At 69.0% G+C, this 26,398-nt stretch carries 23 protein-coding genes; 15 read left to right on the top strand and 8 right to left on the bottom strand.

Going from position 1 to position 26,398, the window contains the following annotated elements:
* Positions 1-10: 10 nt before the first annotated feature.
* Positions 11-1,153 carry a pyridoxal phosphate-dependent aminotransferase gene (locus tag O5M90_RS01545; RefSeq protein ID WP_269841689.1) on the top strand — a complete coding sequence of 381 codons (1,143 nt, stop codon included), beginning with the start codon at positions 11-13 and terminating at the stop codon, positions 1,151-1,153.
* A gap of 13 nt (positions 1,154-1,166) precedes the next feature.
* On the opposite strand, the gene O5M90_RS01540 is transcribed toward O5M90_RS01545, so the two are convergent.
* Complete coding sequence (locus tag O5M90_RS01540; RefSeq protein WP_440401783.1) at positions 1,167-2,984, bottom strand: type IV pilus assembly protein FimV; 1,818 nt, start codon at positions 2,982-2,984, stop codon at positions 1,167-1,169.
* Positions 2,985-3,228: 244 nt separating this feature from the next.
* Between O5M90_RS01540 and O5M90_RS01535 the strand changes: the two genes are divergently transcribed.
* The gene (locus O5M90_RS01535) at positions 3,229-3,933 is read left to right on the top strand and encodes a Crp/Fnr family transcriptional regulator (RefSeq protein ID WP_137940715.1); all 705 of its coding nucleotides are present in this window, start codon (positions 3,229-3,231) and stop codon (positions 3,931-3,933) included.
* A 49-nt stretch (positions 3,934-3,982) separates the two neighbouring features.
* A complete protein-coding gene (locus O5M90_RS01530) occupies positions 3,983-5,062 on the top strand; it encodes a phosphotransferase (RefSeq protein ID WP_269841691.1) in 1,080 nt (359 codons plus the stop codon).
* Between the two features lie 3 nt (positions 5,063-5,065).
* On the opposite strand, the gene O5M90_RS01525 is transcribed toward O5M90_RS01530, so the two are convergent.
* Positions 5,066-5,749: a hypothetical protein gene (locus tag O5M90_RS01525; protein WP_269841692.1), complete on the bottom strand. Its 684-nt coding sequence runs from the start codon at positions 5,747-5,749 to the stop codon at positions 5,066-5,068.
* A 102-nt stretch (positions 5,750-5,851) separates the two neighbouring features.
* Here O5M90_RS01525 and O5M90_RS01520 point away from each other — a divergent pair, with 102 nt between their 5' ends.
* The 8 genes from O5M90_RS01520 to O5M90_RS01485 all read left to right on the top strand — a co-directional run bounded on the left by O5M90_RS01520 (position 5,852) and on the right by O5M90_RS01485 (position 12,660).
* Complete coding sequence (locus O5M90_RS01520) at positions 5,852-6,544, top strand: glutathione binding-like protein (protein WP_269841693.1); 693 nt, start codon at positions 5,852-5,854, stop codon at positions 6,542-6,544.
* Between the two features lie 70 nt (positions 6,545-6,614).
* Positions 6,615-7,112, top strand: coding sequence for a (2Fe-2S)-binding protein (locus tag O5M90_RS01515; RefSeq protein WP_262968183.1), 498 nt, complete (start codon positions 6,615-6,617; stop codon positions 7,110-7,112).
* Positions 7,109-9,280: a xanthine dehydrogenase family protein molybdopterin-binding subunit gene (locus O5M90_RS01510; protein WP_269841694.1), complete on the top strand. Its 2,172-nt coding sequence runs from the start codon at positions 7,109-7,111 to the stop codon at positions 9,278-9,280. The genes O5M90_RS01515 and O5M90_RS01510 overlap by 4 nt, the downstream gene beginning before the upstream one ends.
* A gap of 5 nt (positions 9,281-9,285) precedes the next feature.
* Positions 9,286-9,681 carry a sulfur oxidation c-type cytochrome SoxX gene (gene soxX, locus O5M90_RS01505; RefSeq protein WP_269841695.1) on the top strand — a complete coding sequence of 132 codons (396 nt, stop codon included), beginning with the start codon at positions 9,286-9,288 and terminating at the stop codon, positions 9,679-9,681.
* Between the two features lie 3 nt (positions 9,682-9,684).
* Positions 9,685-10,116: a SoxY-related AACIE arm protein gene (locus tag O5M90_RS01500; RefSeq protein WP_269841696.1), complete on the top strand. Its 432-nt coding sequence runs from the start codon at positions 9,685-9,687 to the stop codon at positions 10,114-10,116.
* A gap of 6 nt (positions 10,117-10,122) precedes the next feature.
* A complete protein-coding gene (gene soxZ, locus O5M90_RS01495) occupies positions 10,123-10,443 on the top strand; it encodes a thiosulfate oxidation carrier complex protein SoxZ (RefSeq protein ID WP_269841697.1) in 321 nt (106 codons plus the stop codon).
* Positions 10,440-11,177, top strand: coding sequence for a sulfur oxidation c-type cytochrome SoxA (soxA, locus tag O5M90_RS01490; protein WP_269841698.1), 738 nt, complete (start codon positions 10,440-10,442; stop codon positions 11,175-11,177). Before soxZ ends, soxA begins: the two co-directional genes overlap by 4 nt.
* A gap of 55 nt (positions 11,178-11,232) precedes the next feature.
* Positions 11,233-12,660 (top strand): dihydrolipoyl dehydrogenase, encoded by a 1,428-nt coding sequence (locus O5M90_RS01485; RefSeq protein WP_269841699.1) that lies wholly within the window; start codon positions 11,233-11,235, stop codon positions 12,658-12,660.
* On the opposite strand, the gene O5M90_RS01480 is transcribed toward O5M90_RS01485, so the two are convergent.
* The 4 genes from O5M90_RS01480 to ettA all read right to left on the bottom strand — a co-directional run bounded on the left by O5M90_RS01480 (position 12,657) and on the right by ettA (position 17,124).
* Positions 12,657-14,027 carry a sensor histidine kinase gene (locus O5M90_RS01480; RefSeq protein ID WP_137940725.1) on the bottom strand — a complete coding sequence of 457 codons (1,371 nt, stop codon included), beginning with the start codon at positions 14,025-14,027 and terminating at the stop codon, positions 12,657-12,659. The genes O5M90_RS01485 and O5M90_RS01480 overlap by 4 nt on opposite strands.
* A gap of 12 nt (positions 14,028-14,039) precedes the next feature.
* Positions 14,040-14,747: a response regulator gene (locus O5M90_RS01475; RefSeq protein ID WP_137940726.1), complete on the bottom strand. Its 708-nt coding sequence runs from the start codon at positions 14,745-14,747 to the stop codon at positions 14,040-14,042.
* A 99-nt stretch (positions 14,748-14,846) separates the two neighbouring features.
* Complete coding sequence (locus O5M90_RS01470; RefSeq protein ID WP_269841700.1) at positions 14,847-15,338, bottom strand: Spy/CpxP family protein refolding chaperone; 492 nt, start codon at positions 15,336-15,338, stop codon at positions 14,847-14,849.
* Between the two features lie 121 nt (positions 15,339-15,459).
* Positions 15,460-17,124, bottom strand: coding sequence for an energy-dependent translational throttle protein EttA (ettA, locus tag O5M90_RS01465; RefSeq protein WP_137940728.1), 1,665 nt, complete (start codon positions 17,122-17,124; stop codon positions 15,460-15,462).
* A 308-nt stretch (positions 17,125-17,432) separates the two neighbouring features.
* Here ettA and O5M90_RS01460 point away from each other — a divergent pair, with 308 nt between their 5' ends.
* A complete protein-coding gene (locus O5M90_RS01460; RefSeq protein WP_269841701.1) occupies positions 17,433-18,977 on the top strand; it encodes a DEAD/DEAH box helicase in 1,545 nt (514 codons plus the stop codon).
* 201 nt (positions 18,978-19,178) lie between these two features.
* On the opposite strand, the gene O5M90_RS01455 is transcribed toward O5M90_RS01460, so the two are convergent.
* Positions 19,179-20,579: an IS1182 family transposase gene (locus O5M90_RS01455; protein WP_262968893.1), complete on the bottom strand. Its 1,401-nt coding sequence runs from the start codon at positions 20,577-20,579 to the stop codon at positions 19,179-19,181.
* Positions 20,580-20,762: 183 nt separating this feature from the next.
* On the opposite strand from O5M90_RS01455, the gene O5M90_RS01450 reads away from it, so the two are divergent.
* The 3 genes from O5M90_RS01450 to O5M90_RS01440 all read left to right on the top strand — a co-directional run bounded on the left by O5M90_RS01450 (position 20,763) and on the right by O5M90_RS01440 (position 25,717).
* The gene (locus O5M90_RS01450) at positions 20,763-22,124 is read left to right on the top strand and encodes an MBL fold metallo-hydrolase RNA specificity domain-containing protein (protein ID WP_269841702.1); all 1,362 of its coding nucleotides are present in this window, start codon (positions 20,763-20,765) and stop codon (positions 22,122-22,124) included.
* Positions 22,125-22,155: 31 nt separating this feature from the next.
* Entirely contained in the window at positions 22,156-24,060 is a 1,905-nt protein-coding gene (gene mnmC, locus O5M90_RS01445; protein WP_269841703.1) for an FAD-dependent 5-carboxymethylaminomethyl-2-thiouridine(34) oxidoreductase MnmC, read from the top strand.
* 106 nt (positions 24,061-24,166) lie between these two features.
* Positions 24,167-25,717 carry a methyl-accepting chemotaxis protein gene (locus tag O5M90_RS01440; protein WP_272646761.1) on the top strand — a complete coding sequence of 517 codons (1,551 nt, stop codon included), beginning with the start codon at positions 24,167-24,169 and terminating at the stop codon, positions 25,715-25,717.
* Here the strand turns inward: O5M90_RS01440 and rpiA are convergent.
* Entirely contained in the window at positions 25,707-26,372 is a 666-nt protein-coding gene (gene rpiA / locus O5M90_RS01435) for a ribose-5-phosphate isomerase RpiA (RefSeq protein WP_262968197.1), read from the bottom strand. The two genes, O5M90_RS01440 and rpiA, sit on opposite strands and share 11 nt — an antisense overlap.
* Positions 26,373-26,398: the final 26 nt, after the last annotated feature.

The raw sequence follows: 26,398 nt of genomic DNA, 5'->3' as shown, positions 1-26,398 counted from the left end.
CCCGAGCACCATGCGATTGCAAAGCCGCCTGCCCCATGTGGGCACCACGATCTTCAGCACCATGTCGGCGCTGGCCCATCAACACCAGGCCGTCAACCTTGGCCAGGGTTTCCCCGACTTCGACTGCGATCCACGCCTGACCGATGCGGTCGGCCGCGCGATGGCCGCCGGCCACAACCAGTACCCGCCGATGCCCGGCGTGCCCCTGCTCCGTGAAGCCGTCGCGGCCAAGATCGAGGCGCTCTATGGTCACCGCTACGACCCCGGCAGCGAGATCACCATCACCGCCGGCGCCACCCAGGCCATCTTCACGACCCTGCTGGCCATCGTGCATCCGGGCGACGAGGTCATCGTACTGGAGCCCTGCTACGACAGCTATGCGCCCAATATCGAGCTGGCCGGCGGGGTGATCGTTCGCGTGCCGTTGACGCCGGGCAGCTTCCGCCCCGATTTCGAGCGCATCGCCGCCGCGATCGGCCCGCGCACCCGCGCGCTGATCATCAACACGCCGCACAACCCCAGCGCCACCGTCTGGAGCGAGGCCGAGATGCGGCAGCTGGCCGCGCTGCTGGAGGGCACCGAGGTGCTGTTGATCAGCGACGAGGTCTACGAACACATGGTGTTCGACGGCCAGGCCCACCGGAGCGTGGCGCGCTTTCCGGACTTGGCCGCGCGCAGCTTCGTGATCTCCAGCTTCGGCAAGACTTATCACGTCACCGGCTGGAAGGTGGGCTATGTGGCCGCGCCGGCGGCGCTGTCGGCCGAGTTCCGCAAGGTGCACCAGTTCAATGTGTTCACCGTCAACACCCCGGTCCAGCACGGCCTGGCCGCCTATATGGCCGACCCGGCCCCCTACACGGCGCTGCCGGACTTTTACCAGCGCAAGCGCGATCTGTTCGCGGCCGGCCTGAGCGGCAGCCGCTTCAAGCTGCTGCCCACCCAGGGCAGCTACTTCCAGTGCGTCGACTATTCGGCCATCAGCGGGATGGGCGATGCGGAGTTCTGCCAGTGGTTGACGCGCGAGGTCGGCGTCGCCGCGATCCCGCTGTCGGCCTTCTATGCCGGGGGCAGCAGCGCGCCCATCATCCGCTTCTGCTTTGCCAAGCAGGACGAAACCCTGAGGCTGGCCCTGAGCAAGCTGAGCGGGCTCTGAGCCGGCTCGCAGATCAGGGACGCTCGGGTTCGTCCAGCGAGATGTCGACCTCCAGCGCCTGCGATGGCGGCGGGCGCTGGCCGGCCGGCGGCTGCCAGGCCATCGTCGCCATCATGCCGCTGGAGCCGGGTGTATCGAGCGGCAGGAACAAGTCGATCTCGTTGCCGCGCACCTCGTGCTCGGACAGATCGCGCGCGACGCCGTAGAGCATCAGCAGCTCGCGATAGCTTTCCAGGTCCAGCAGGCCGCCGTCAAGACCTGATCCTTGCGGCCGGCCTGTCAGCAAGCGCTGCAGCACGGCCATGCAGGCGCCGCTGTCGCGCCAGCAGGCCTGCAGCCGCGCCAGCGTGGAGGACTGCGCCTGCAACCCGGCGCCGGCACCGATGGCCGGGCCCCAGGCCGGCGCCGCGATGCCGAATGCGGCTGCATAGCGCTGGGCGGCGATCGCGAACGCCGCCTCATCGCCACGCCGCTGCAAGACTTCCAGCAGCTTCAGATGCGGCAGGGCCACCTCGGCGCCCGAACCTTGCAGACGCCCTTCCAGCAACTCGATCGCCGCCGCATCCTGCCCCAGCACCATGAAGAAATCGATCTGCTGCTCCAGATCGATCAGTTCCTCCACCGTGACGGTGGGGGCGCCGTCATTGGCCGGGGCCGGCACAGCGACCGGCGGCTCCACCAGCTGGAAACTGACAGGCTCCGGCGCCTGCTCAACCGCAGTGCCAGCAGGCGGCTGCGGCCGCGGCGGTGCCGCCGCGACCAGGCTGGGGAGGGCCAGGGTCGGCTCGTCTGCGGTCAAGCTGCCCCAGTGGGACATGACCTCGACCGCCGCAGGGGTAGCTGCTGCGGCCGGCACGGCCGGGGCGGTCGGCACTGTCGGCTTGCTCGGCTCGGCCGGCACCACCGGATCGGCCGCACGCTCGCTGCGCGCCTGGTCCCACCAAGCCGATTCCTGCGACAGCTGCTCGCCGCGACGAGCGCGCCAGAAATACAGGCTGCTGCCCGCCAACATCAGGCTCAGCAGCCCCAGTCCGTAAACCCAGGGCCCCTGCGAGCCCGCCGCCTGGGCCTCGACCAGCCGCTGACTGACCAGCTTGAGCTCCTGGCGGGTGGCTTGATTCTCGGCCTGCAGTTTCAGCAGGGTCTGCTCAAGCTGGGCCAGGCGGGCCAGCGTGGCCGCATCGGGGGCCGATGCCGCAGCGGCTGCCGACGCGGCCGGCGCGGTCGCCAGCACCTCGGCCGGCTCCAGCTGCAGCATCGGGGCTGGGCTGGGCTTGGGGCTGCGGGCCGGACGCCGGGGCCGTGTCGGCGCCTTGGCAACCGGCTTGACCACGGGGGGGGCTGGTGCCGCCGACGCAGCGGCCTGGCCCGGCGCCAGCAAGGCCTCGGGCCTGGCCTCGGCCGTGGCCAGCGCGGCACTCAGCGCCGGCGAATACTGCCGCAGCACCGGCTCCGGCGCCGCGGCCGGCGTGGTGGCCGCCCCCGGCGGATCGATGAAGGCGGTGTACTGGCGGGTGAAGCGGGCCGGGCAACCCAGGCTCAGATTGATCGTGACCAGGGGCTCGTCGATCTGCACCAGGCTTTGCAGCCGCACCGCACGCACCGCCGCCTCGCCATCACCCTCCAGCTGCAGCTGGATCAGATTGGCCGGCACCCGCGACTCGCCGGACAGCACCTCGGCCCGCACGCAGTCCAGGCTCAAGGTCTCGCCGCTGGCCAGCCGCACCGGGAACACCAGATTCAGCGACTGCCCGAGCGCCGACAGGGTCAGCGGCCGTCCGACACCCAGCGCCTGCACGGGGCCTAGCGCGGCCGCGCTGAGGACGAACACGCTGAGAACGCGGGGGGGCAAACCCTTGCGAGACGAGGCTCGGTACATGCAGGGATGGTGTGTTGTTTGCTGGGCACTCTAGCATGTCAGGCACGCCAACAACTGCGGTCAAACCCAGCATCAGCACGCCAAAGCCGCAGCTGTTCCATTGTTCACACAGTGCCCGCCTCTTGGCTGTGCCGCGGCAGACTCATGGACAATGACCGCGAAGGGCAGCCTGTAGCTGTCACGTCAGCGACTAAGCATGAATAGCACGGTTCTTACAATTCCTGAACGCAGCAATATCGAGTCGGGGTCGTGGTTCTCCAAACTGTCCGCGCCCTTGCGAGGCGACATTCTTTCGCGTGCCACGGTGCGCCGTCTGGGCGACAACGCCCTGCTGTCCTGCCGTGGCGAACCGGCCGAGGAATGGGTCGGCGTCGCCAAGGGGGCGGTGCGGGTCAGCTCGGTCTCGCTCTCGGGCAAGCAGATCACGCTGACCTATGTGGAGCCCGGCACCTGGTTCGGCGACATCTCGCTGTTCGACGGCATGCCGCGCACCCACGATGCCACCACCCATGGCGACACCACCTTGCTGGTGGTGCGCAAGCCCGACTTCAAGGAATTGCTGTCGCGCCACTCCGAGCTCTACGAGGCCTTGCTGCGGCTGAACTGCCGGCGCCTGCGCCTGATGTTCGATGTGGTCGAGGACCTGAACACCCGGCCGCTGGCCTCGCGCCTGGCCAAGCAGATCCTGCTGCTGGCGCGCTCCTACGGCGTGCCGCAGGGCGAGGAAATCCGCATCGGCCTGCAGCTCGCGCAGGAAGATCTGGCCCAGATGCTGGGCGCCTCGCGCCAGCGCGTCAACCAGGAGCTCAAGGGCTTCGAGCGCGACGGTGCGGTGCGCGTCGAACCCACCCGCCTGGTGCTGCTGAGCAAGGAAAAGCTGATGGCCATCGCAGCGCGCTGATCCCGGCCGCCGCGTCCGCGGGCCGACCGAACACCCCATAAGGAGACCCATGGACGACGCATTCACCGGCACGCGAGCACTCGCGCAAGCCCTCGATACCGAAGCGCTGAGCGCTTGGCTGGCCGCCCAGGTGCCAGGTTTTGCCGGCCCGCTAAGCATCGAGCAGTTCAAGGGCGGCCAGTCGAACCCGACCTACAAGCTGATCACGCCAAGCGCCAGCTATGTGATGCGATCCAAGCCCGGCCCGGTCGCCAAGCTGCTGCCCTCGGCCCATGCGATCGAGCGCGAGTTCACCGTGATGAAGGCCTTGCAGGGCACGGCGGTGCCGGTGCCGCGCATGTTGGCGCTGTGCGAGGACGAGGCCGTGATCGGCCGCGCCTTCTATGTGATGGAGTTCATCGAGGGTCGGGTCTTGTGGGACCAGAGCCTTCCCGGCATGAGCCCGACCGAGCGCGGCGCCCTCTACGACGAGATGAACCGCGTGATGGCGGCGCTGCACAGCGTCGACTTCGCGGCCGCCGGGCTGGCCGGCTATGGCAAGCCCGGCAACTATTTCGAGCGCCAGATCGGGCGCTGGAGCAAGCAGTACCAGGCCTCGGTCACCGGCCCCAACGAGGCCATGGACCGACTGATCGAGTGGCTGCCGCTGAACATCCCGGCCTCGGCGCGCGACGAGCGCGAGGTGGCCATCGTCCATGGCGATTACCGGCTCGACAATCTGGTCTTCCACCCGAGCGAGCCGCGCGTGCTGGCGGTGCTGGACTGGGAGCTGTCGACCCTCGGTCATCCGCTGGCCGACTTCAGCTATCACTGCATGTCCTGGCACATCCAGACCTCGGGCGCGGCGCGCGGCCTCGGCGGCCATGACCTGGCGGCGCTGGGCATTCCCGATGAACTCGGCTATGTGCGCCGCTACTGCGAGCGCACTGGCCGCGCCGACATGGCCCTGGTGATGCGCGACTGGAACTTCTACCTGGCCTACAACCTGTTCCGCATTGCCGCCATCCTGCAAGGCATTGCCAAGCGGGTCGAGGCCGGCACGGCCTCTAGTGAGCGGGCCCGCGAGGCGGCGGCCGGCGCCCGGCCGATGGCCGAGCTGGGCTGGCAGTTCGCGCAACGCGCCGCCTGAGCCTCAGCGCCCCGGCAGTTCACCCAGCGGTGGCTGGCTTTGCCAGGCCACCGAGGTGGTGGTCGGCCAGGGCCCGCCATCGGCCAGCCGCGCGTTGACGCGCTGGGCCTCGCGACAGGCCGTCTCCAACAGCTTCACCAGGCCCTGGATCTCGGTCAGGGTCGGCTCCTCCATCGCAACGCGCAGATAGACATTGCCGCGCAAGACCATCAGCACAAAGGGCCGCTCCTCGGGCAACAGATCCTGGCTGGCCTGGATCAGCAGGTCGCTGAGCGAATTCTCCAGCCAGGCCGACACCACCTCCTGATTGATCGCGACGGCACCGAAGCGCTCCTTGACCAGCTTGTGCGGATAGTTCTTCAGCTTGGCAAACATCACCAGCCAGCGCATCTCCTCGGGCGTGTCGGTATCGACCCGGGTCTTCAAGGTGTCGGTATAGGCCTCGAACACCGCCTTCTCCAGCCGCTCCATCAGCGAGCGCGCCAGCACCATCATCTGCAGATCCGGGTGCAGGCCCAGCTCGCAGCGCATGCGCAGCTCATTGCCTTCGATATAGCTGCGCTGCGAAGGCGCCCACTCGATGCGCAGCGCGCCGCCCGGCGCCGCCTTGGCCTGCTCGATCTGGAAGCCGCGTGCATCGCGGCTCTGGCGAAACTGCGCGCCGCGGCTCTCGGCCCAATCGGCCATGTGCTTCCATCGCGCGGCATTGGCCCGCGCGACAAACCAGCGTTTAACTTGCTTAATTAACATGGACTAGGACAATGAACTGCGCAGCGTGGAGAGCAAACAATGATTGAAGTCTATTCATGGCCCACACCCAATGGGCACAAAGTTCACATCATGTTGGAAGAATGTGACCTGCCGTATAAGGTGATCCCCGTGGACATCGGCGCCGGGGCTCAGTTCGAGCCCGGCTTTCTGTCCATCAGCCCCAACAACAAGATTCCCGCCATCGTCGACCCCGATGGCCCCGAGGGAAAACCGATCTCGCTGTTCGAATCGGGCGCCATTTTGCTCTACCTGGCCGGCAAGACCGGTCGCCTGCTGCCCGCCGGCACGGCGGCCAAGTACGAGGTGCTGCAATGGCTGATGTTCCAGATGGGCGGCGTTGGCCCGATGCTGGGTCAGGCCCACCACTTCCGCATCTACGCGCCCGAGAAGATCGACTACGCGATCAACCGCTACAGCAATGAGGCCCGGCGTCTTTACGGCGTCATCAACAAGCGCCTGGCCGCCAGCACCTATCTGGGCGGGCCCGAGTATTCGATCGCCGATATCGCCACCTTCCCCTGGCTGCGCTCCTGGAAAAATCAGGGCGTGGAGTTGGGCGACTATCCGCATCTGAAAGGCTGGTTCGACGAGATCTCGGCCCGTCCGGCGGTGCAACGCGGCGTCGAGGTACTGGCCCAGCAGCGCAAGCCCCTGGTCACCGACCAGGCCCGCGAGGTGCTGTTCGGCGCCACCCAGTACAAGAAACACTGAGCCTCAGCGCGCCTCGGCCAATCCTGCTAGTCTTGCGCGGCCCGTCACTGCGAAGCTCAGGAGATGACCCATGGCCCAGTTGAATGTCAACGGTGCGCTGCGCGAATTCGAGGCCGAGCCCGACACCCCGCTGCTGTGGGTGCTGCGTGAACAGCTCGGACTGACCGGCAGCAAATACGGCTGCGGCATCGCCCAGTGCGGTGCCTGCACCGTCCATATCGACGGTGTCCCGACACGCTCCTGTGTGCGGCCCGTCTCCACGGTCGGGGCCAGGGAGAAAATCCTCACGATCGAAGGTCTGTCGCCCGATGGCAGCCACCCGGTGCAGCAGGCCTGGGCCGCGCTGGACGTGCCGCAGTGCGGCTTCTGCCAGAGCGGCATGATCATGGCGGCCGTCGCGCTGCTGAAGGAGAAACCCAGGCCCAGCGACGCCGACATCGACGCGGCGATGAGCAATATCTGTCGCTGCGGCACCTACAACCGGGTGCGCGCCGCGATCCACCATGTGGCCGGCGGCTCCAAGCGCGCGGCCATCCCGATTCGCATTGTCGACGGGGGTGCCGCATGAACCAGACCACGACACGACGCCAGTTTCTGCAGCGCAGCGCCCTCGGCGGCGGCGGACTGATGCTGGGCTTTCATGTGCCGCTGCCGGCACAGGCGCAGGCCACGGCGGCCACGCCCGAGATCAATGCCTGGGTGCTGATCAAACCCGACGACAGCGTCGTGATCCGCATCGCCCGCTCCGAGATGGGCCAGGGCACGCTGACCGGCCTGGCCCAGCTGGTGGCCGAGGAGCTGGAATGCGACTGGGCCAAGGTCACGACCGAGTACCCGACGCCCGGGCAAAACCTGGCACGTCAGCGCGCCTGGGGCAATTTCTCGACCGGTGGCAGCCGCGGCATCCGCGAGTCGCATGACTATGTGCGCAAGGGCGGCGCCGCCGCGCGGCTGATGCTGGTCCAGGCCGCAGCGGCCGACTGGGGCGTGCCGGCCGCCGAATGCACGACGGCCAAGAGCCTGATCAGCCACAAGACCAGTGGCCGCAGCACCAGCTACGGCAAGGTGGCCGCCGCAGCCGCCAAGCTGCCCATCCCGGCCGCGGCGGAGATCAAGCTCAAGGAGCCCGGTGCCTGGACCCTGGTCGGCCAGCCGATACGCCGCCTGGACACCCGCGACAAGCTGACCGGCGCCCAGGTCTACGGCATGGACCTGACCCTGCCCGGCATGCTCAACGCCGCGATCAAGGACTGCCCGGTGTTCGGCGGCAAGCTCAAGAGCTTCGACGCCGCCGCCACCTTGAAGCGTCCCGGCATCAAGGCCGTGCTGCCGGTCGGCGACAGCGCGGTGGCCGTGGTGGCCGATACCTGGTGGCGCGCCAAGACCGCGCTGGACCAGCTGCCCATCGTCTGGGACGAGGGCCCGAACGCCCAGCTCAGCAGCGCCGCCATCACGGCGACGCTGAAGGAAGGGCTGGATGCGAAAGACGCAGTGGCCGGCAGCAAGGTGGGCGATGCGCCGGCGGCCATCGCGGCCTCGGCCCGCCGGCTGGAGGCGGTCTACGGCTACCCCTTCCAGAACCACGCGACCATGGAGACGATGAACGCGACCGCACGCTGGACCCCCGAGCGCTGCGAGGTCTGGACGCCGACTCAGAACGGCGAGGCCGCCCTGGCCGCCGCCGCCGAGGCGGCCGGCCTGCCGCCGGCGCAGTGCGAGGTCTACAAGCTGCTGCTGGGCGGCGGTTTCGGCCGGCGCGGCGCGGTGCATGACTGGGTGCGTCAGGCCGTGGCCATCGCCAAGCAGATGCCCGGCACGCCGATCAAGATGATCTGGTCGCGCGAGGAGGACATGCAGCACGGCCGCTACCACCCGGTCACGCAGTGCAAGCTGACGGCGGGCCTGGACGCGCAGGGCAAGATCACGGGTCTTTCGATGCGCATCTCGGGCCAGTCCATCGTGGCCGGCATCTTCCCGCAGAACATCCGCGACGGCCGCGACCCGGTGGTGTTTCAGGGGCTCAATGCCGACGGCCCCGAGGGGCATCTGGGCTACAAGTTCCCGGCCCTGCTGATCGAGCATGCGATGCGCAATCCGCCGGTGCCACCGGGCTTCTGGCGCGGCGTCAATCTGAACCAGAACGCGATCTATATGGAGTGCTTTCTGGACGAGATCGCCCATGCCACCCAGCGCGACCCGCTGGCGCTGCGCCGCGAGCTGCTGGCCGGCTCGCCCAAGCACCTGGCGGTCTTGAACGCCGTGGCCGACAAGGCCGGCTGGGGCCGGCCCGCGCCCCAGGGCCACCATCGCGGCCTGGCCCAGATCATGGGCTTCGGCAGTTATGTCGCGGCCTGTGCCGAGGTCTCGGTCGGCCCCAAGGGCGCGCTGAAGATCCATCGCATCGTGGCCGCCACCGACTGCGGCCATGCGGTCAATCCGCAGCAGATCGAGGCCCAGGTCGAGGGCAGCTTTGTCTACGGCCTGTCGGCCGCCTTGTTCGGCGAATGCACGGTCAAGAATGGCCGCATCGAGCAGAGCAATTTCCACGACTATCCGGTGCTGAAGATGGAGCACATGCCCAAGGTCGAGACGGTGGTGATGCCCTCGGGCGGCTTTTGGGGCGGCGTTGGCGAGCCCACCATCGCGGTGGCCGCGCCGGCGGTGCTGAATGCGATCTTCGCGGCCACCGGCAAGCGCATCCGTCAGCTGCCGCTGAAGGACCAGCTGGCGGCCTGAGCGCCATGCTGCTGGCCACCTTGCTGCTGGCGTCGGCGAGCACCGCCGACGCCATCCCCGAGCCGCTGCAGGGGCTGCAGGGCGATGCGCAGCGCGGCCGCGCCATCGTCGCGAGCCGCCAGAGCGGGCTGTGCCTGCTGTGCCACAGCGCACCGATCCCCGAGGAGCGTTTCCAGGGCACGCTGGCGCCCAGCCTGGCGGGCACCGGCGCGCGCTGGAGCGCCGGCCAGCTGCGCCTGCGCATCGTCGACAGCCAGCGCGTCAACCCCGACTCCATCATGCCGGCCTATCACCGCGTCGACGGCCTGAACCAGGTCGGCCGCGACTGGCGCGGCAAACCGGTGCTCGATGCCCAGCAGGTCGAGGATGTCGTGGCCTATCTGCAGACCTTGAAGGACTGAGGCATGGACCGCTCGCGCCGTCTTTGCCTGGGTCTGGGCATGACCCTGGTGCTGCGGCCGGCCGACGCCACGCCCGAGGCGCTGCACGCGGCGATCGCCGGCTTTGCCGCCGGCACGCCGGTCCAGCGCGGCCGCATCGCGCTGGAGATCGCGCCGCTGGTCGAGAACGGCAACGCCGTGCCCATCAGCATCACCGTCGACAGCCCGATGACGGCCACCGACCATGTGCGCGAGATCGCGCTGTTCACCGCGCAGAACCCGCAGCTGGAGGTGCTGCACTGCCGGCTCGGCCCGCACGCCGGCCGCGCGGCGGTGGCCACCCGCATCCGGCTGGCCACCAGCCAGCAGATTGTTGCGCTGGCGCGCCTGTCCGATGGCAGCTGCTGGCAGGTCGGCGCCGATGTGGTGGTCACGCTGGCCGCCTGCGTGGAGTAGCAAGCCATGGCCCGAACGCTGATCACCCTGCCCGCCAGCGCGCCGCGCGGCAGCATCATCGAGATCCGCACCTTGATCGCGCATCCGATGGAGACCGGCTACCGGCGCGACGGTGACGGCAGTCTGCTGCCGCGCAATATCCTGCGCCGCTTCGAGTGCCGCTACAACGGCGAACTCGTTTTCAGCACCGACTTGTTCGCCGCCATCGCCGCCAACCCCTATCTGGCCTTCCCGCTGCGGGTCGGCGACAGCGGCACGCTGAGCTTCAGCTGGACCGGCGACCAGGGCTTCGCGCAGACCGAGACCGTCATGCTGACCGCGACATGAAGGCCTGGTCGGCGCTGCTGCTGCTCGCGACCGCCCTGCCCGCCGGCGCAGGCTCGGGCTTCGAGCAGCTGAGCCCGGCGCTGCAGGCCATGCAGCGCGACGACGCGCAGAACCCGGCCATGCTGTGGGTGCAGGACGGCGCCCAGCTCTGGGCGCGCGGCCCCGACAAGGCCTGCGCCTCCTGCCATGGCGATGCGAGGCAGAGCATGGTCGGCGTGGCCGCCCGCTACCCGGCCTTCGACAGCCGCACAGCCGGGCCGCTGAACCTGGCTCAGCGCGTCAACCAGTGCCGCAGCGTCCACCAGGGTCGACCACCCTGGCCGGCCGAGAGCGCCGAGCTGCTGGGGCTGACGGCCTTCATCGGCCTGCAGTCGCGCGGCCTGCCACTGGCGCCGCCCACCGACGCGCGGCTGGAGCCGGCGCGGGCGCGGGGTCAGGTCTTGTTCAACGCCCGCATCGGCCAGCTCCATCTGAGCTGTGCAATCTGCCATCAAGCGAACGTCGGGCAGCGTCTAGCCGGCAGCCTGATACCGCCGGGTCATGTGAACGGCTACCCGCTGTACCGGCTGGAATGGCAGGGCCTGGGTTCACTGCAGCGCCGCCTGCGCAACTGCATGAGCGGGGTGCGGGCCGAGCCCTTCGCCTGGGATGCGCAGGAACTGCTGGATCTGGAGCTCTATCTGGCCCGGCGTGGCGCCGGTCTGGCCATGGAGACACCGGCCGTGCGGCCTTGAGCTTGCGAGCGGCACGAGCTCCGATATGCTCAAGCGCTCACCAAGGACAGCTGCCATGCCTCACCACCGCCTGATCATTCTCGGCGCCGGCACCGCCGGCCTCAGCGCCTACAAGCAGGCCAGCGAACTCAGCGAGGACATCCTGCTGATCGACCCGGGCCCGCTGGGCACGACCTGCGCACGGGTCGGCTGCATGCCGTCCAAGGCCTTGCTGCAGGTGGCGCGCGAGGTCCACGCCACGCACAGCCTGTACCGGCGCCAGCTGCTCAAGGGCCCCCGGCCCGCGCTGGACTCAGCGGCCGTGATGCAGCAGGTGCGTGCGCTGCGCGACCACTTCGTCAGCGGCCCGGTGCGCGCCGTCGAGAAGATGGGCAAGCACTATCTGCAGGCCAGCGCCCGTTTCGTCGGTCCGGACCGCATCGAGGCGCGCAGCGCCGCCGGCGTCGAGTTGTTCAGCGCCGATGCCATCATCGTTGCCACCGGCAGCCGGCCCCTGCTGCCACCGGCCTGGCAGGCCTTCGGCAGCCGGGTGCTCACCAGCGACAGCTTGTTCGAGCTGCCAAGCTTGCCGGCACGGCTGGCCGTGGTCGGCCTGGGTGCGCTGGGCTGCGAGCTTGGCCAGGCGCTGGCGATGCTGGGTGTCGAGGTCCACGCCTTCGGGCGCGGCAGCGCCCGTGTGGCCGGCATGGCCCAGCCCGAGCTCGCCGCCTTGGCGCAAGCGGCGCTGGCCGAGCATTTCACGATTCATCAAGGCCATGAGGCTCGCTTGCGAGCCGCCGACCCGGGCCTGCTGGTTGAGTTCGGCGCGCAGCGCTTCGAGGTCGACGCGGTACTGGCCGCGCTGGGCCGCACGCCGGCCGTCGAGGGGCTGAACCTGGCCGCGCTGGGCCTGCCGCTCGATGCCCGGGGCCTGCCGGCCATCGATGCGCAAAGCCTGCGCGCCGGTGACACGGCGGTGTTCTTTGCCGGCGATGTCAATGCGCTGACGCCGCTGATGCACGAGGCGGCCGACGACGGCCGGCTGGCGGCCTGGTATGCGCTGCATCCGCAGGCCCCATGCCTGGCCCGCCGCACGCCGCTGGCCATCACCTTTACCGAGCCGCAGATGGCACGCTGCGGTCTTGGCCAGGCGGAGCTGCCGGCCGGCGCGCTGACCGGCCGCAGCAACTTCGGCACCCAGGGGCGCTCGCTCATCATGGGCCAGAGCCATGGCCTGATGCTGGTGCATGCCGACGCCGGCGGTCGGCTGATCGGTGCCGAGATGGTGTGCGCCGGCGCCGAGCACCTGAGCCACGAGCTGGCCTGGCTGATACAGCGCGGCGTCGATGTCATCGAGGCGCTGCAACTGCCCTTCTATCACCCGGTGCTCGAAGAAGGCCTGCGCAGCGCGCTGCAGGACATTCGCCGCCAGCTGCCCGCGCGCGAGCGCCGTCCCGACCTGCCCTTGTGCGGCCAGGCGGACGAGGGCTTGCCCGGTATCTAGGTCGCCCGCTGCGGCAGGCTCAGCACAAAACAGCTGCCGCCGCCCTCGCGGCCTTCGCAGCGCACCTCGCCGCCATGGCGCTGCGCGATCTGTTTGACCAGGCTCAGGCCCAGGCCGACACCGCCGGCCAGTTCGGCATGGCCAGGCAGGCGGAAGAAGGGCTCGAAGATGCGCTCGCGCATCTCGGGCGGCACGCCCGGGCCGCGGTCACAAACCCTCAGCTCCATGCTGGCGCCGCGCCGGCGCAGTTCCAGCAGCACCTGTTCGCCGCCGTAGCGGCGCGCGTTCTCGAGCAGATTGCGCAGCGCGCGGCGCAGCAGGCGCTCCTCGCCGGGCACCTTGAAGTCCAGCGCAGCCTCGTCCGGATCGACCAGGGCGCCGGTGCGCGAGGCCTCCTCGGCCGCCAAGCCCAGCAGGTCAACGGGATCCTGTTGCAGCGCCTGGGCACCGGACTCGAGCCGGCTGGCCAGCAAGACCTCCTCGACCAGCGCATCGAGCTCGCCGATATTGGTGTCGATCTCCTGCTGCAGCCGCGCGCGCTGGGCCGGACTGGATCCCTCCAGCATCGCGAACGCCATCTTCAGCCGCGCCAGCGGCGAGCGCAGCTCATGGCTGGCATTGGCCAGCAGGCTCTGGTGCGAGCGCAGCAAGGCCTCGATCTGGCCGGCCGTGCGGTTGAAGCTGGCAGCCAGCGCGGCCACCTCATCGCGCCCGCCGTCCTTGACGCGGTGCTGCAGATTGCCGGCGCCGAACAACTCGACACCGCGCTGCAGATTCTCCAGACGCCGGGTCAGGCGCCGCACCACCGGATAGGCGCTGACCGCTACGGCGAGAAAGAGCAGCACCAGCAGAATGACCAGGGCTTCGCCGCTGGGGCGAGGCCCGAAAGGCGCCAGCAGCCAGGGGCCTTCATCGCGACGCGGCGGCCTGGCGATGCGCTCACCACGCTCGGCGCGTTCGCCCGGCGGGCTGGCGCCGGCCGCGCGCAGGCCGCCGCGCAGCATCCACAGGCTGCGCCCGTCTTCCAGCGGCACCTGCAGCTGGCGCGCGCCCGGGTCCTTGATGCGACGCTCGAACTGCTCCGAGGCCGCGATCCGCTCGCCCTGGGCATCGTCCAGCGCGATCGCCATGCGCAGGCGCTGGCCCCAGTCGCGCAGCGCCTGGGCCTGCTGCTCACGCGGCGCGTCGGCCTCGGGCAGCGCGCGGTGGATCAGCAGCGCCATCGAACTCAGGCGCTCGGTCGCGGCGGCCTCGAAGCCGCCGCGCTCCTGCTCGATCTGGCGCTGGAACAGCCAGGCCGAGCCGAAGGCAAAGGCCAGCAGCAGAACGACCAGGGTCAGATAGATGCGGAGATAGAGCGATTTCAAGAGCGCGCCACCTCAGCTGTCGGCGTCCTGCTTGCGCGCAAACACATAGCCGACGCCGCGCACCGTCAGCACGCGGCGCGGGTTCTTGACGTCGTCCTCGATCAGCGCGCGGATGCGCGAGACATGGACATCGATCGAGCGATCAAAGGCATCCAGCGGATGGCCCTTGAGCGCATCCATGATCTGGTCGCGTGACAGTACCCGGCCCGGGCTTTGCGCCAGCACCACCAGCAGATCGAATTGATGACTGGTCAGATCGCAGGGCTTGCCGTCCAGCCGCGCGACGCGCGCCGCCAGATCGATCTCGAGCCGGCCGAAGCGCAAGACATCGTCGGCCTGGCCCTCCGGCTCGGCACGGCGCAGCAAGGCCTTGACGCGGGCCTGCAGCTCGCGCGGCTCGAAGGGCTTGGCCAGATAGTCGTCGGCGCCCAGTTCCAGGCCGAGGATGCGGTCCATCGGCTCGCCGCGCGCCGACAGCATCAGCACCGGCAGGCGCCGGGTGCGGGCCTCGCCGCGCAGGCTGCGGCAGAAGTCCAGCCCGTCGCCATCGGGCAGCATCAGATCCAGCACCAGCAGATCCGGCAGGGCCGCCTCCAGCGCCTGCCGGCCCTGGGCCAGGCTGTGCGCGGTCTCGACCTCGAAGCCGGCGGCCGTCAGGTAGTCGCCCAGCATCGAGGTCAGGCGGGCATCGTCGTCAACAAGAAGCAGTCGGGTACTCATGGATGGCTGGGGCTGCGCCCGGCGGTGGCTGCCCGCGCGACGCGCCGCCACCAGGCCCGTGGACATGGAGGTGTCAAGCATAAGCGAGTCTCCGGAGTCTTACTGCTTGGGGGCGTCGGCCTTGGTCCGCTCGGCGCGGTGTTCCGCCATCCGCGCCTGGCGCTTGGCCATGCGCTCGGCCAGCTTGCCGCGCTGCTCGGGCGTCAGCACATTGGCGGCGGCCACCAGGGCCTGGCTCATGCGCTTGCTGATCTGATCGTGCAGCGCCTGGGCCTGCTGGCGCTGCGACTCCACCGCTGCGGCGTCGATGCTGGGTGCGGTCAGCAAGGCCTGACCCTGGGCCCGCAGCTTGCGCAGCGCTTCATGCTGCGGCTTCAGATCGGCCGCCGCGCTGCGCATGATCTGCTTGACCTCGCTGCGCTGCGCCTCGCTGGCGTCGACCTGCTCGAGCATGCGCTCGACTCGCGGGCCGCCACCCATCATGCCGTGACGGTCATGATGGCCACCGGCCTGGGCCGACAGCGCACCCAGGCTCAGCACGGCGGCCAGCGCGGACAGGGTCAGCAGGGACTTGGGATTGAACTTGGACATCAGGGTCTCCATCAGTCAGTAGGGGGTGACGCAATGGTGAAACCGAGACGTAAGGCCCGCATGCAGGCCCCGTAAAGATCTGTGAACCATGAAAAAGAGGCCCGCAGGCCTCTTGGTGTGATCACTTGATCGGCTTGAAGCGCATGCGCTTGGGCCGCGCGCCCTCTTCGCCCAGGCGCTTCTTCTTGTCGGCCTCGTACTCGTGGAAGTTGCCGTCGAAGAAGAACCACTGCGAATCGCCTTCGCAGGCCAGGATGTGGGTGCAGATGCGGTCCAGGAACCAGCGGTCATGGGAGATCACCATGGCCGAGCCGGCGAATTCCAGCAGCGCCTCTTCCAGCGCGCGCAGGGTTTCGACGTCCAGGTCGTTCGACGGTTCATCAAGCATCAGCACATTGCCGCCCTGGGCCAGGGTCTTGGCCAGGTGCAGTCGGCCGCGCTCACCGCCGGAGAGCTGGCCGACCATCTTCTGCTGGTCATTGCCCTTGAAGTTGAAGCGGCCCAGATAGGCGCGGCTGGGCATCACGAACTTGCCGACCGTGATGTTGTCCAGGCCGCCGGAAACGTCCTGCCAGACGGTCTTGTCGGCATCCAGGCTTTGGCGGCTCTGGTCGACAAAGGCCATGCGCGCGGTCTTGCCGATCTTGACCGTGCCGCTGTCCGGCGTCTCGGTGCCCTGCAGCATGCGGAACAGGGTCGACTTGCCGGCGCCGTTCGGGCCGATGATGCCGACGATGGCGCCGGCCGGCACCTTGAAGCTCAGGTTGTCGATCAGCACGCGGTCGCCGAAGCTCTTGCTGACGTTCTCGAACTCGATCACCTCATTGCCCAGACGCTCGGCCACCGGGATGAAGATTTCGTTGGTGACATTGCGCTGCTGGTATTCGACGTCCGACAGCTCCTCGAAACGGGCCAGACGCGCCTTGCTCTTGGCCTGGCGGCCCTTGGCATTGGAGCGCACCCACTTCAGCTCTTCCTTCATCGCCTTCATGCGGGCGTCTTCGGACTTCTGCTCGGTCTCCAGGCGCTTTTCCTTCTGGTCCAGCCAATCGGAGTAGTTGCCCTTCCAGGGGATGCCATGGCCGCGGTCCAGCTCTAGGATCCACTCGGCGGCGTTGTCCAGGAAGTAGCGATCGTGGGTGATGGCTACCACGGTGCCGGGGAAGCGCTGCAGGAACTGCTCCAGCCACTCGACCGATTCGGCGTCCAGGTGGTTGGTCGGCTCGTCCAGCAGCAGCATGTCGGGCTTGGACAGCAGCAGGCGGCACAGCGCGACGCGGCGCTTCTCGCCGCCCGACAGCACGCCGATCTGGGCATCCCAGGGCGGCAGGTTCAGCGCGTCGGCGGCCAGTTCCAGCTGCAGATCGGTGTTCTCGGAGCCGGCAGCGGCAATGATGGATTCCAGCTCGCCCTGCTCGGCGGCCAGCGCGTCGAAGTCGGCATCCGGCTCGGCGTAAGCGGCATAGACCTCGTCCAGGCGCTTCTTGGCCGCCAGCACGCCGCCGATGCCCTCCTCCACCGCTTCGCGCACGGTCTGGTCCGGGTTCAGCTTGGGTTCCTGCTCCAGATAGCCGATCTTGATGCCAGGCATCGCGATGGCCTCGCCTTCGTACTCCTTGTCGACGCCGGCCATGATCTTCAGGATGGTCGACTTGCCCGAGCCGTTGACGCCCAGCACGCCGATCTTGGCGCCCGGGAAGAAGGACAGCGAGATGTCCTTCAGGATGTGGCGTTTGGGGGGAACCGTCTTGTTGACGCGGTTCATTGAAAAGACGTACTGAGCCATGCTGGGTCCTGAGAGGCTTAAAAATCTGCAGGCCCGTCAAGGGCCTGCTGAGTCTTGCGAGAGCCGGTCGGATCGACACGGCCTAAGCCCCTATTGTCGCTGCTTTATGCACACCTCATCCAGGCTTTGCCGCCGCCAACCCCGGCAGCCGCCGGCCCGGCCGCTATAATCAAGCCCGACGCTGCGCATCACAGTCTTTGCGCGGCGTTATTTTTTTGAGCTCAAGCACGCTCCTTGCATGACCCGAAGACTGGCGCCCCCTGAAGGCGCGGTCATGCTCACAGGGCACCGTGCACACATTGCAGTCGATGACATTTGATTCCCTGGGCCTGGCCGCCCCCCTGTTGAAGGCCATTGCCGACGCCGGCTATACCTCCCCCACCCCGATCCAAGCGCAGGCCATTCCGGCCGTCCTCCAGGGCGGCGACCTGCTCGCCGGCGCCCAGACCGGCACCGGCAAGACCGCCGGTTTCACCCTGCCGCTGCTGCACCGCCTGTCGACGGGCGCGCCGGCCACCAACAAGCGCGGCAAGCCGGCCATCCGTGCGCTGGTGCTGACCCCGACCCGCGAACTCGCGGCCCAGGTCGAGGAAAGCGTGCAGACCTATGGCAAATACCTGCCGCTCAAGAGCATGGTGATGTTCGGCGGCGTCGGCATGCAGCCGCAGATCAACCGCCTGCGCGACGGCGTCGACATCCTGGTGGCCACCCCCGGCCGCCTGCTCGACCACGCCCAGCAAGGCACGCTGGACCTGAGCCAGGTGCAGATCCTGGTGCTGGACGAGGCCGACCGCATGCTGGACATGGGCTTCGTCCATGACATCAAGAAGGTGCTGGCCCTGCTGCCGGCCAAGAAGCAGAGCCTGCTGTTCTCGGCCACCTTCAGCGACGACATCAAGAACCTCGCCGACCGCCTGCTGAACCAGCCGGCGCTGATCGAGGTGGCGCGCCGCAACCAGACCAATGAGTCGATTGCACAAAAGGTCCACCCGGTGGGCCGCGAGCGCAAGAAGGAACTGCTGGCCCATCTGATCAAGCAGGGCGACTGGGACCAGGTGCTGGTCTTCACCCGCATGAAGCATGGCGCCAACCGCCTGACCGACTATCTGAACGACCAGGGCATCAGCGCGATGGCCATCCACGGCAACAAGAGCCAGGGTGCCCGCACCAAGGCGCTGGCCGAGTTCAAGACCGGCGATCTGCAGGTGCTGGTGGCCACCGATATCGCGGCGCGCGGCATCGACATCGATCAGCTGCCCCATGTGATCAATTTCGAGCTGCCCAATGTCCCCGAGGACTATGTGCACCGCATCGGCCGCACCGGCCGCGCCGGCGCCCAGGGCGAGGCGATCTCGCTGGTCTGCGTCGACGAGAACGGCTTCCTGAAGGAGATCGAGAAGCTGATCAAGCGCGAGATCCCGAAGGAAATCATCCCCGGCTTCGCGCCCGATCCGAGCGAGCGCCCCGAGCCCATCGTGCTGGGCCGCATGGTGCTCAACACCAATGGCAGCCGCTCCGGCGGCGGCGGTGGTCGCGGCGGCAACTCGCGTGGCGGCGGCGGTGCGGGCCGCTCGGCCCCTCGCGGTGGTCAGCGTGACGGCGCCCGCGACGGCGCTCCGCGCAGCGCTGGGTCCCGCGACGGCGCTCCGCGCAGCGCTGGGTCCCGTGAAGGCGCACCGCGTAGCGCTGCGCCGCGCGAGGGTGCCCCCCGCAACGCAGCACCCCAAGGCCAGCGCCCCTCGGGCAATGGCGGTGGCGCTCGCCCCGCTGCGGCCAAGCCGGCCGGCTCGCGTCCCGCAGGTGGCGGCGGTCGCAACCCGGGCGGCGCACGCCTGACCCAGACCAAGCGCTGAGCCCCGGCTCAGGCCCAACAAAGCCCGGCTCTAGCAGTCCGTGTCAAAACGGCTGCGAAGGGCGCCAAGAGCAAAGCGCTCCGAGTTTCTCGGAGCGCTTTTGTTTGGGCGCGCGCGAGGTGTCCATTGGAGCGTATTGCGTGACGGTGGGCTGAACAGCCGAAGCCTTGTGTCGGACCGCAACAAACACTGGCACCGGCATCACATAGCTAGCTTTTGCAACATTTGCTGCCCACCCAGCACCGCCAGTGCCCGTTTGACGTTGTAGGCCAGTGTCGCCAACGCGATCTCCGCGCCGGCCCCCGTCAGGCCTCGCATCAGGAAGCGGGGCTTCTCGAAGATGTGGAACTTCAGGGCCGCAAACGGGTGTTCGACGGTGCAGCGGCGCAGCCTCATCGCCTGGGGTGTAGCGCGCTGGTGGATGCGCTGCAATGCCTCTTCGTAGAGATGGCGACTGAGCGTGCGCCGTGGGGCCTGCGTGCAGCGCGCCTTCATCGCGCAAGCGCCGCAATCGCCGGGCTGCGCTGCATAGATCACGACCTTACCCGCCCGATGCAACTGCTTGCGCTGCAGCAGTTTGTCTGCCGGGCAGACGTAGGCGTCAGCCTGTGCGTCGTAGGTGAAGCGGCCTTGGTCGAACAAGTCCCCCTCGCCCTGGTTGTTGACCGCGCGCTTGACGGGGACATGCACCCGCACGCCTTGATCCTCCAGCGCCTGCGCCTGTTCGCCATTGGCATAGCCCGCATCCGCCACCAGCTTGAGCTCCGTGCCGCCCAGGGTCTGCTGCGCCGATTCGCCCATGCGCTGCAGGCAGCCGTTGTCACCCGCCTGCGCGTTGACCTCGTGGGCCACGATCAGGGCATGCTCGGCGTCGACGGCGGTCTGTACGTTGTAGCCCGGGCCCTTGCCCTTGAGCACTACAGCCTCGGGCTCGGTGCTCACGTAGCGCTGCTTGTCGCTGTCCACCTTCGCCAGCTCGGCCTGCTGTAGCTGCAGCCGCGCCAGCGCCTGGCGCAGCGCCTGAGCGTCCAGCTCCGCCTCGCCTTGCTGCTGGTCGGCCGCCTCCAACTCCTGCAGGTACTGCGCAATGCGCTGCTCCAGCTTGGCCTGCAGTTCGGCCCGCTGGACCTCGTCCAGGATGGCCTTGCCGCTGGCCACGGCCTGGAACTTCGTCCCGTCCACGGCCACCCACTCTCCGCGGATCAGACCGGCTTCGGCGCAAAAGCGCACGAACTCGGCCCCGGCTCGGCGTAGCGGCTGCGCGTTGCAGCGACGGAACTCGGCAATGGTCTTGTGGTCGGGCGTGAGCCGGTGCAGCAGCCACATCAGTTCGATGTTGCGCTGGCACTCCCGCTCCAGACGCCTCGATGAGCGCAACCGATTGAGGTAGCCGTACAGGTACAACATCAGCAGGTCCGCCGGGTCGTACGGCGGGCGGCCTGTGGCCTTGCTGTGGGCTCGAGCAAAACCCAGCGCCTTCAGGTCCAGCCGCGCCACGAACGCCGCGATCACCCGGCACACATGCTCCGGTCCGATCAACTCGTCCAGCGACACCGGAAACAGGCTGCCCTGGTCTCGACTCTGTCCTTGCACGTAGCCCATAAGAACAATGCCCTGCAACTTGCGTTGCAGGGCATTGTCTTCAGGCCTTCAGCTTAGCGTCAGAGTATTGACACGGACTGCTAGCGCCGGGCTTTTTTTCGTCCCGACACTTGAGATGCATCAAGATGGCCCGACCCTGCCGGTGCTGGAATCGCCCCGGACAGACCCAGATCGGGAGACATGATGAAGCTGACCTTCCTCGGCGCGGCCGACGCCGTCACCGGCTCACGCCATCTGCTGGACATCGGCGAGCAGCGCCTGCTGCTCGATTGCGGCCTGTTCCAGGGCTACAAGACCTTGCGCGAGCGCAACTGGGCGGGCTTCGGCGTCGCGCCGCACAGCGTCGACGCGGTGCTGCTCTCGCATGCCCATCTGGACCACAGCGGCTATATACCGGCCCTGGTGCGCCAGGGCTTCAAGGGCCAGATCTTCTCGACCGGCGCGACCCGCGATCTCTGCGAGGTGCTGCTGCTGGACAGCGCCAAGCTGCAGGAAGAGGACGCGCGCCGCGCCAACCGCTTCCACACCTCGCGCCACGAGACCGCGCTGCCGCTCTACACCGCCGCCAACACCAAGAAGGCGCTGGCCCATTTCGTCGGCCTGCCGCGCGACGGCCGGTTGCGCCTGGGCGCCGCCGAGATCCGCTTCACGCCGGTGGGCCATCTGCTGGGCGCCTCGGCCATCAGCGTCACGGCCGCCGGTCAGACCCTGGTGTTCTCCGGCGATCTGGGGCGCAGCAACGATCTGCTGATGCCGCCGCCGCAGACCGTCGAGCACGCCGACGTGCTGCTGGTCGAGTCGACCTATGGCAACCGCGTCCACCCGCCCGAGGATGTGCAGGCCCGGCTGGCGCAGATCATCCGCAGCACGCTCAAGCGTGGCGGCAGCGTGCTGCTGCCCAGCTTCGCGGTCGGTCGCGCGCAGGCCCTGCTGCTGGTGCTGCAGCGCCTGCGCGCGGCCGGCGAGCTGCCCCATGACATCCCCATCCTGCTGGACAGCCCGATGGCCACGCTGGCGACCGACATCATCGTCAAGCACGCCAAGCTGCTGCGTATCGGCCTGCGCGAGGCGGCGCGGCTGTGCGAGGGCGTGAGCCTGATCGCCAAGCCGGCCGACTCGCTGAAGGCCGCCACCCGCGCCATCACACGGCCGGCCATCATCATCTCGGCCAGCGGCATGGCCACCGGCGGGCGGGTGCTGAACTACATCGAGACCCTGGCACCGGGCGCACGCCACCACATCGTGTTCCCCGGCTTCCAGGTCGGCGGCAGCCGTGGCGCCAAGATGGTGGGCGGCGCGCGCGAGATCAAGCTGCACGGCGCCTTCGTGCCGGTCAATGCCGAGGTCAGCCATCTGGAGGGCTTCTCCGGCCATGCCGATGCCGAGGGGCTGATGGCCTGGCTGGGCGGTTTCAAGACGCCACCGCGCCAGACCTTTGTCGTGCACGGCGAACCCGAGGCCAGCGACGCCTTGCGAAGCCGCATCCAGGACGAACTGGGCTGGCGCGTGCGCGTGCCCCAGCACGGGGAGACAGTCACGCTCTGAGCCGGCGCTGGGGCATACTCGCGGCCCGCGCATGAAGACTCAGCCCATCCTCCCCGCCCGCGTCGATTTCAGCGATGCCGCCGCCCCGGCCGCCCCCGAGTTCGGCGATATCTATCACGCCCGCGCCGGCGCCTTCGGCCAGGCCCGCCATGTCTTTCTGGGCGGCAACGGGCTGCCGCAGCGCTGGGCCGGCCAGGCGCGCTTCGTGATCCTGGAAACCGGCTTCGGCCTGGGCAACAACTTCCTGGCCAGCTGGGCGGCCTGGCGGGATGATCCGGCGCGCTGCGAGCGGCTGTTCTTCATCAGCATCGAAAGACATCCGCTGCGCCGCGAAGACATGGCGCGCGCCCATGCCACCAGCCCCGAGCCGGCCTTGGCCGCCGAGCTGCTGGCCGCCTGGCCGCCGCTGACCCCCAACCTGCACAACCTGAGCTTCGACGGCGGCCGGGTGCAGCTGCTGCTGGCGCTGGGCGATGTGCGCGACTGGCTCAAGACCCTGGTGGCCGAGGTCGATGCCATCTATCTGGACGGCTTCGCGCCGGCGCGCAATCCGGCGATGTGGGACGGCTACACGCTGAAGCTGCTGGCCCGTCTGGCCAAGCCCGGTGCCAGCGCCAGCACCTGGAGCACGGCGCCGGCGGTGATCGAGGGGCTGTCGGCCGCCGGCTTTGCGGTCGAGAAGCGACCCGGCTTTGCGAAAAAAGGCCGCATGAGCGTGGCCCGCTTCGCGCCGCGCCACCTGCTGCAGCGCCCGGCCGCGCGGCAGGCGCTGGCACCGGCGGCGCGCGAGGTGCTGGTGATAGGCGCCGGACTGGCCGGGGCCGCCTGCGCCTGGGCGCTGCGGCGCGAGGGCCTGGGCTGCACGGTGCTGGACAGCCATGCGGCCGTGGCCCAGGGCAGCTCGGGCAATCCGGGCGGCCTGTTCCATGGCACTTTGAACCCCGACGACGGCCTGCACGCCCGCTTCAACCGCGCTGCTGCGCTGGCCACCGGGCGCGCGCTGGCCGAGCTGCCCGCCCTGCCCTGGCTGCAGCGCGGCCTGCTGCGCCTGGAGGCCGAGCGCGACATCGCTCGCATGCGCACCCAGATCGCCCGCCTGGGCCTGCCCGAGGACTATGTGCAGGCGCTCGATGCCGAGGCGGCCCAGGCGCTGGCCGGCCTCGCCCATGGCCGGCCGGCCTGGTTCTACCCCGGCGGCGGTGCGCTGCCGCCGGCCGACTATGTGCGGGCCCTGCTCGGCGACACCCCGCTGAGGCTGGGCCGGCGTGTCGCCAGCCTGAACCCGGGCGGGGCCGGCTGGCGGGCGCTGGACGAGGACGGCGCCCTCTTGGCCGAGGCGCCGGCCGTGGTGCTGGCCGGCGGTCACCAGAGCCAGCGCTTGCTGCAAGACCTGGCCCCCGATCTGGCACTGCCCCTGACACGCCAGCGCGGCCAGATCAGCCATCTGGCACAGGCCACGCCACTGCCGGCCCTGCCGCTGGCCGGCGCCGGCTATGCGCTGGCCGACGGTGCCGGCGGGCTGTGGTGCGGCGCCACCAGCCAGGACGAGGACATGGCCCCGGCGCTACGCCCGGCCGACCAGCGCCGCAATCTCGAGCAATGGGCCGAGCTGGCCCGCCTGCCCGAGGTGCCCGAAGCAGCGCTGAGCGGCCGTGTCGGCTGGCGGCTGCTGGCCCCCGATCGCCTGCCGCTGGTGGGCGGGCTGCCGCTGGGCCCGCAGGGCCGCGAGGATCAGCCCCGCCTGCTGCCACGCCTGCCCGGCCTGCTGCTGTGCAGCGCGCTGGGTTCGCGCGGCATCAGCTGGGCGGCGCTGTGCGGCCAGGTCGCGGCCGCACAGCTGACGGGCGCGCCGCTGCCGCTGGAGGCCGATTTGCTGGACGCCATCGATCCGGCACGCTTTCGGGTGCGCGAGTCACGGCGGCCGACCCGCTCGTAAATCGCCCCGCCAAGCCAGAGCGCCCTCAGCTTTGCGCAACAAGCGCCGATAACCAGGGGCGAAACGCGGCCACCGCCCGCGCACCCAGCCTATTCGGGAGACCTCTATGCTTAGCAGCCTGTTTGCCGGCCGTTCCATCGGCCAGCGCCTGACCGTGGTTCTGAGTCTGGTGCTGATGATTGCCTTTGCCGGCTCCGGCCTGGGCTTCTGGGCACTCAGCCGGGTCGCGGCCGAAACCAGCGATATGTACGAGAACTCCCTGGTCAGCGAACGCCTGGCCTCCGACTGGTACCGCAACATCACCAATGGCGTGAACCGTACCAGCGCGATCGCGATCAGCGCCGACCCGAGCCTGGCCGAGTTCTTCGCCGCCTCGGCCGCCGAGTCGACCAAGCAATCGACCGAGCTGCAGAAGGCCCTGGACAAGCAGATGAGCTCGCCCGCCGAGCGCAAGCTGTTCGAGCAGCTCTCCGAGGCCCGCAAAGGCTATCTGAGCAGCCGCGACGCCGTCAGTGCCGCCAAGAAGGCCGGCGACGCCGACAAGGCCAAGCAGATCTTCGACAGCCAGTTCCAGCCGGCCGCCGCCAAGTTCCAGGACGCGATCAAGGAGATCGTGCAGGAAGAACGTGCGCAGCTGGACGCCGCCGCCAAGCGGGTGGACGCCGCCAACAGCACGGCCCGCACCGGCCTGGTGGTGTTCGCGCTGTGCGCGCTGGCGGTCGGCGCGGCGCTGGCCGTCTGGCTGACCCGCTCGATCACCGGTCCCTTGCGCGAGGCCGCCACGGTGGCCGATGCGATTGCGAACTTTGACCTGACCCGCCCGATCACGCCGCGCAGCAATGACGAGACGGGCCAGCTGCTGCGCTCGCTGAAGACCATGCAGGAGGCCTTGCTGAAGCTGATCGGCGAGGTGCGCGGCTCGACCGACAGCATCTCGACCGCCAGCTCCGAGATCGCTGCGGGTAATCTGGACCTGTCGGCCCGTACCGAGCAGACCGCGTCCAACCTGCAGCAGGCCGCCGCCTCGATGATGCAGCTGACCGGCACGGTGCGGCAGACGGCCGAGTCGGCCACCACCGCCAACCAGCTGGCCCACTCGGCCGCAGAGGTGGCGCAGCGCGGCGGCACGGTGGTGGCTCAGGTGGTGTCGACGATGGACGAGATCAACAACAGCTCGCGCCGCATCAGCGACATCATCGGCACGATAGACGGCATCGCCTTCCAGACCAATATCCTGGCGCTGAATGCGGCGGTGGAAGCGGCCCGCGCCGGCGAGCAGGGCCGCGGCTTCGCGGTGGTCGCTTCCGAGGTGCGCTCGCTGGCCCAGCGCAGCGCCACGGCGGCCAAGGAGATCAAGACCCTGATCAGCGCCAGCGCCGAGCGGGTCGAGTCGGGCAGCAAGCTGGTGCGCGATGCCGGCACGACGATGGGCGACATCGTCTCCAGCGTGCAGCGGGTGTCCGACATCATCGGCGAGATCAGCGCCGCCTCGCGAGAGCAAAGCGACGGCATCAACCAGATCAATGCCGCCGTGACCCAGCTCGACCAGATGACGCAGCAAAACGCCGCCCTGGTCGAGGAAGCCGCCTCGGCGGCCGAAAGCCTGAAGGATCAGTCCGGCCGGCTGTCGACCGCGATCGGCGTGTTCAGGCTGTGAAGTCCAGCGTCCGGACGCCCTCGGCCGTGCCCAGCAGGCAGACGCTGGCACGGTTGCGGGCGAACACGCCGACCGTGACGACACCGGGCCACTGACTGACCTCGGCCTCGAAGGCCGCCGGCTCACGGATCTGCAGGCCGCGCACATCGAGGATGTGGCAGCCGTTGTCGGTGACGCAGCCGGCACGCAGCGTGGCCTGGCCGCCCATCGCGGCGAAGCGGCGCGCGATCTGGGCCGCCGCCATCGGGATCACCTCGACCGGCAGCGGGAAGCCGCCCAGCACCGGCACCAGCTTGCTTTCGTCGGCAATGCAGACAAAGCGCTCGGCCAGGTCGGCGACGATCTTCTCGCGCGTCAGCGCGGCACCGCCGCCCTTGATCATGTTCCCGGCCTGATCGATCTCGTCGGCGCCGTCGATATAGACCGGCAGGCTCGTCACCTCGGCCGCCTCCAGGATCTGGATGCCCAGCCCGCGCATGCGCTCGGTGCTGCGCTGCGAGCTGGACACCGCACCGGCGATGGCCATGCCGCTGGCGGCCAGCGCATCGATGAACTTGTCCACCGTCGAGCCGGTGCCGACACCGACGATGCTGCCGGGCGTCACATAGTTCAGGGCCGCCTGGCCCACCAGGGTTTTGAGTTCGTCTTGAGTCATCGCAAAGCACCGCAGCTGTCGAAAAC

This window comes from Paucibacter sp. M5-1, assembly GCF_027498415.2.
In the GTDB taxonomy this organism is placed as follows: Bacteria; Pseudomonadota; Gammaproteobacteria; order Burkholderiales; family Burkholderiaceae_C; genus Roseateles_E.
The sequence above is the reverse complement of the archived record's forward strand: the minus strand, read 5'-3'. Positions and strand labels throughout refer to the sequence as shown.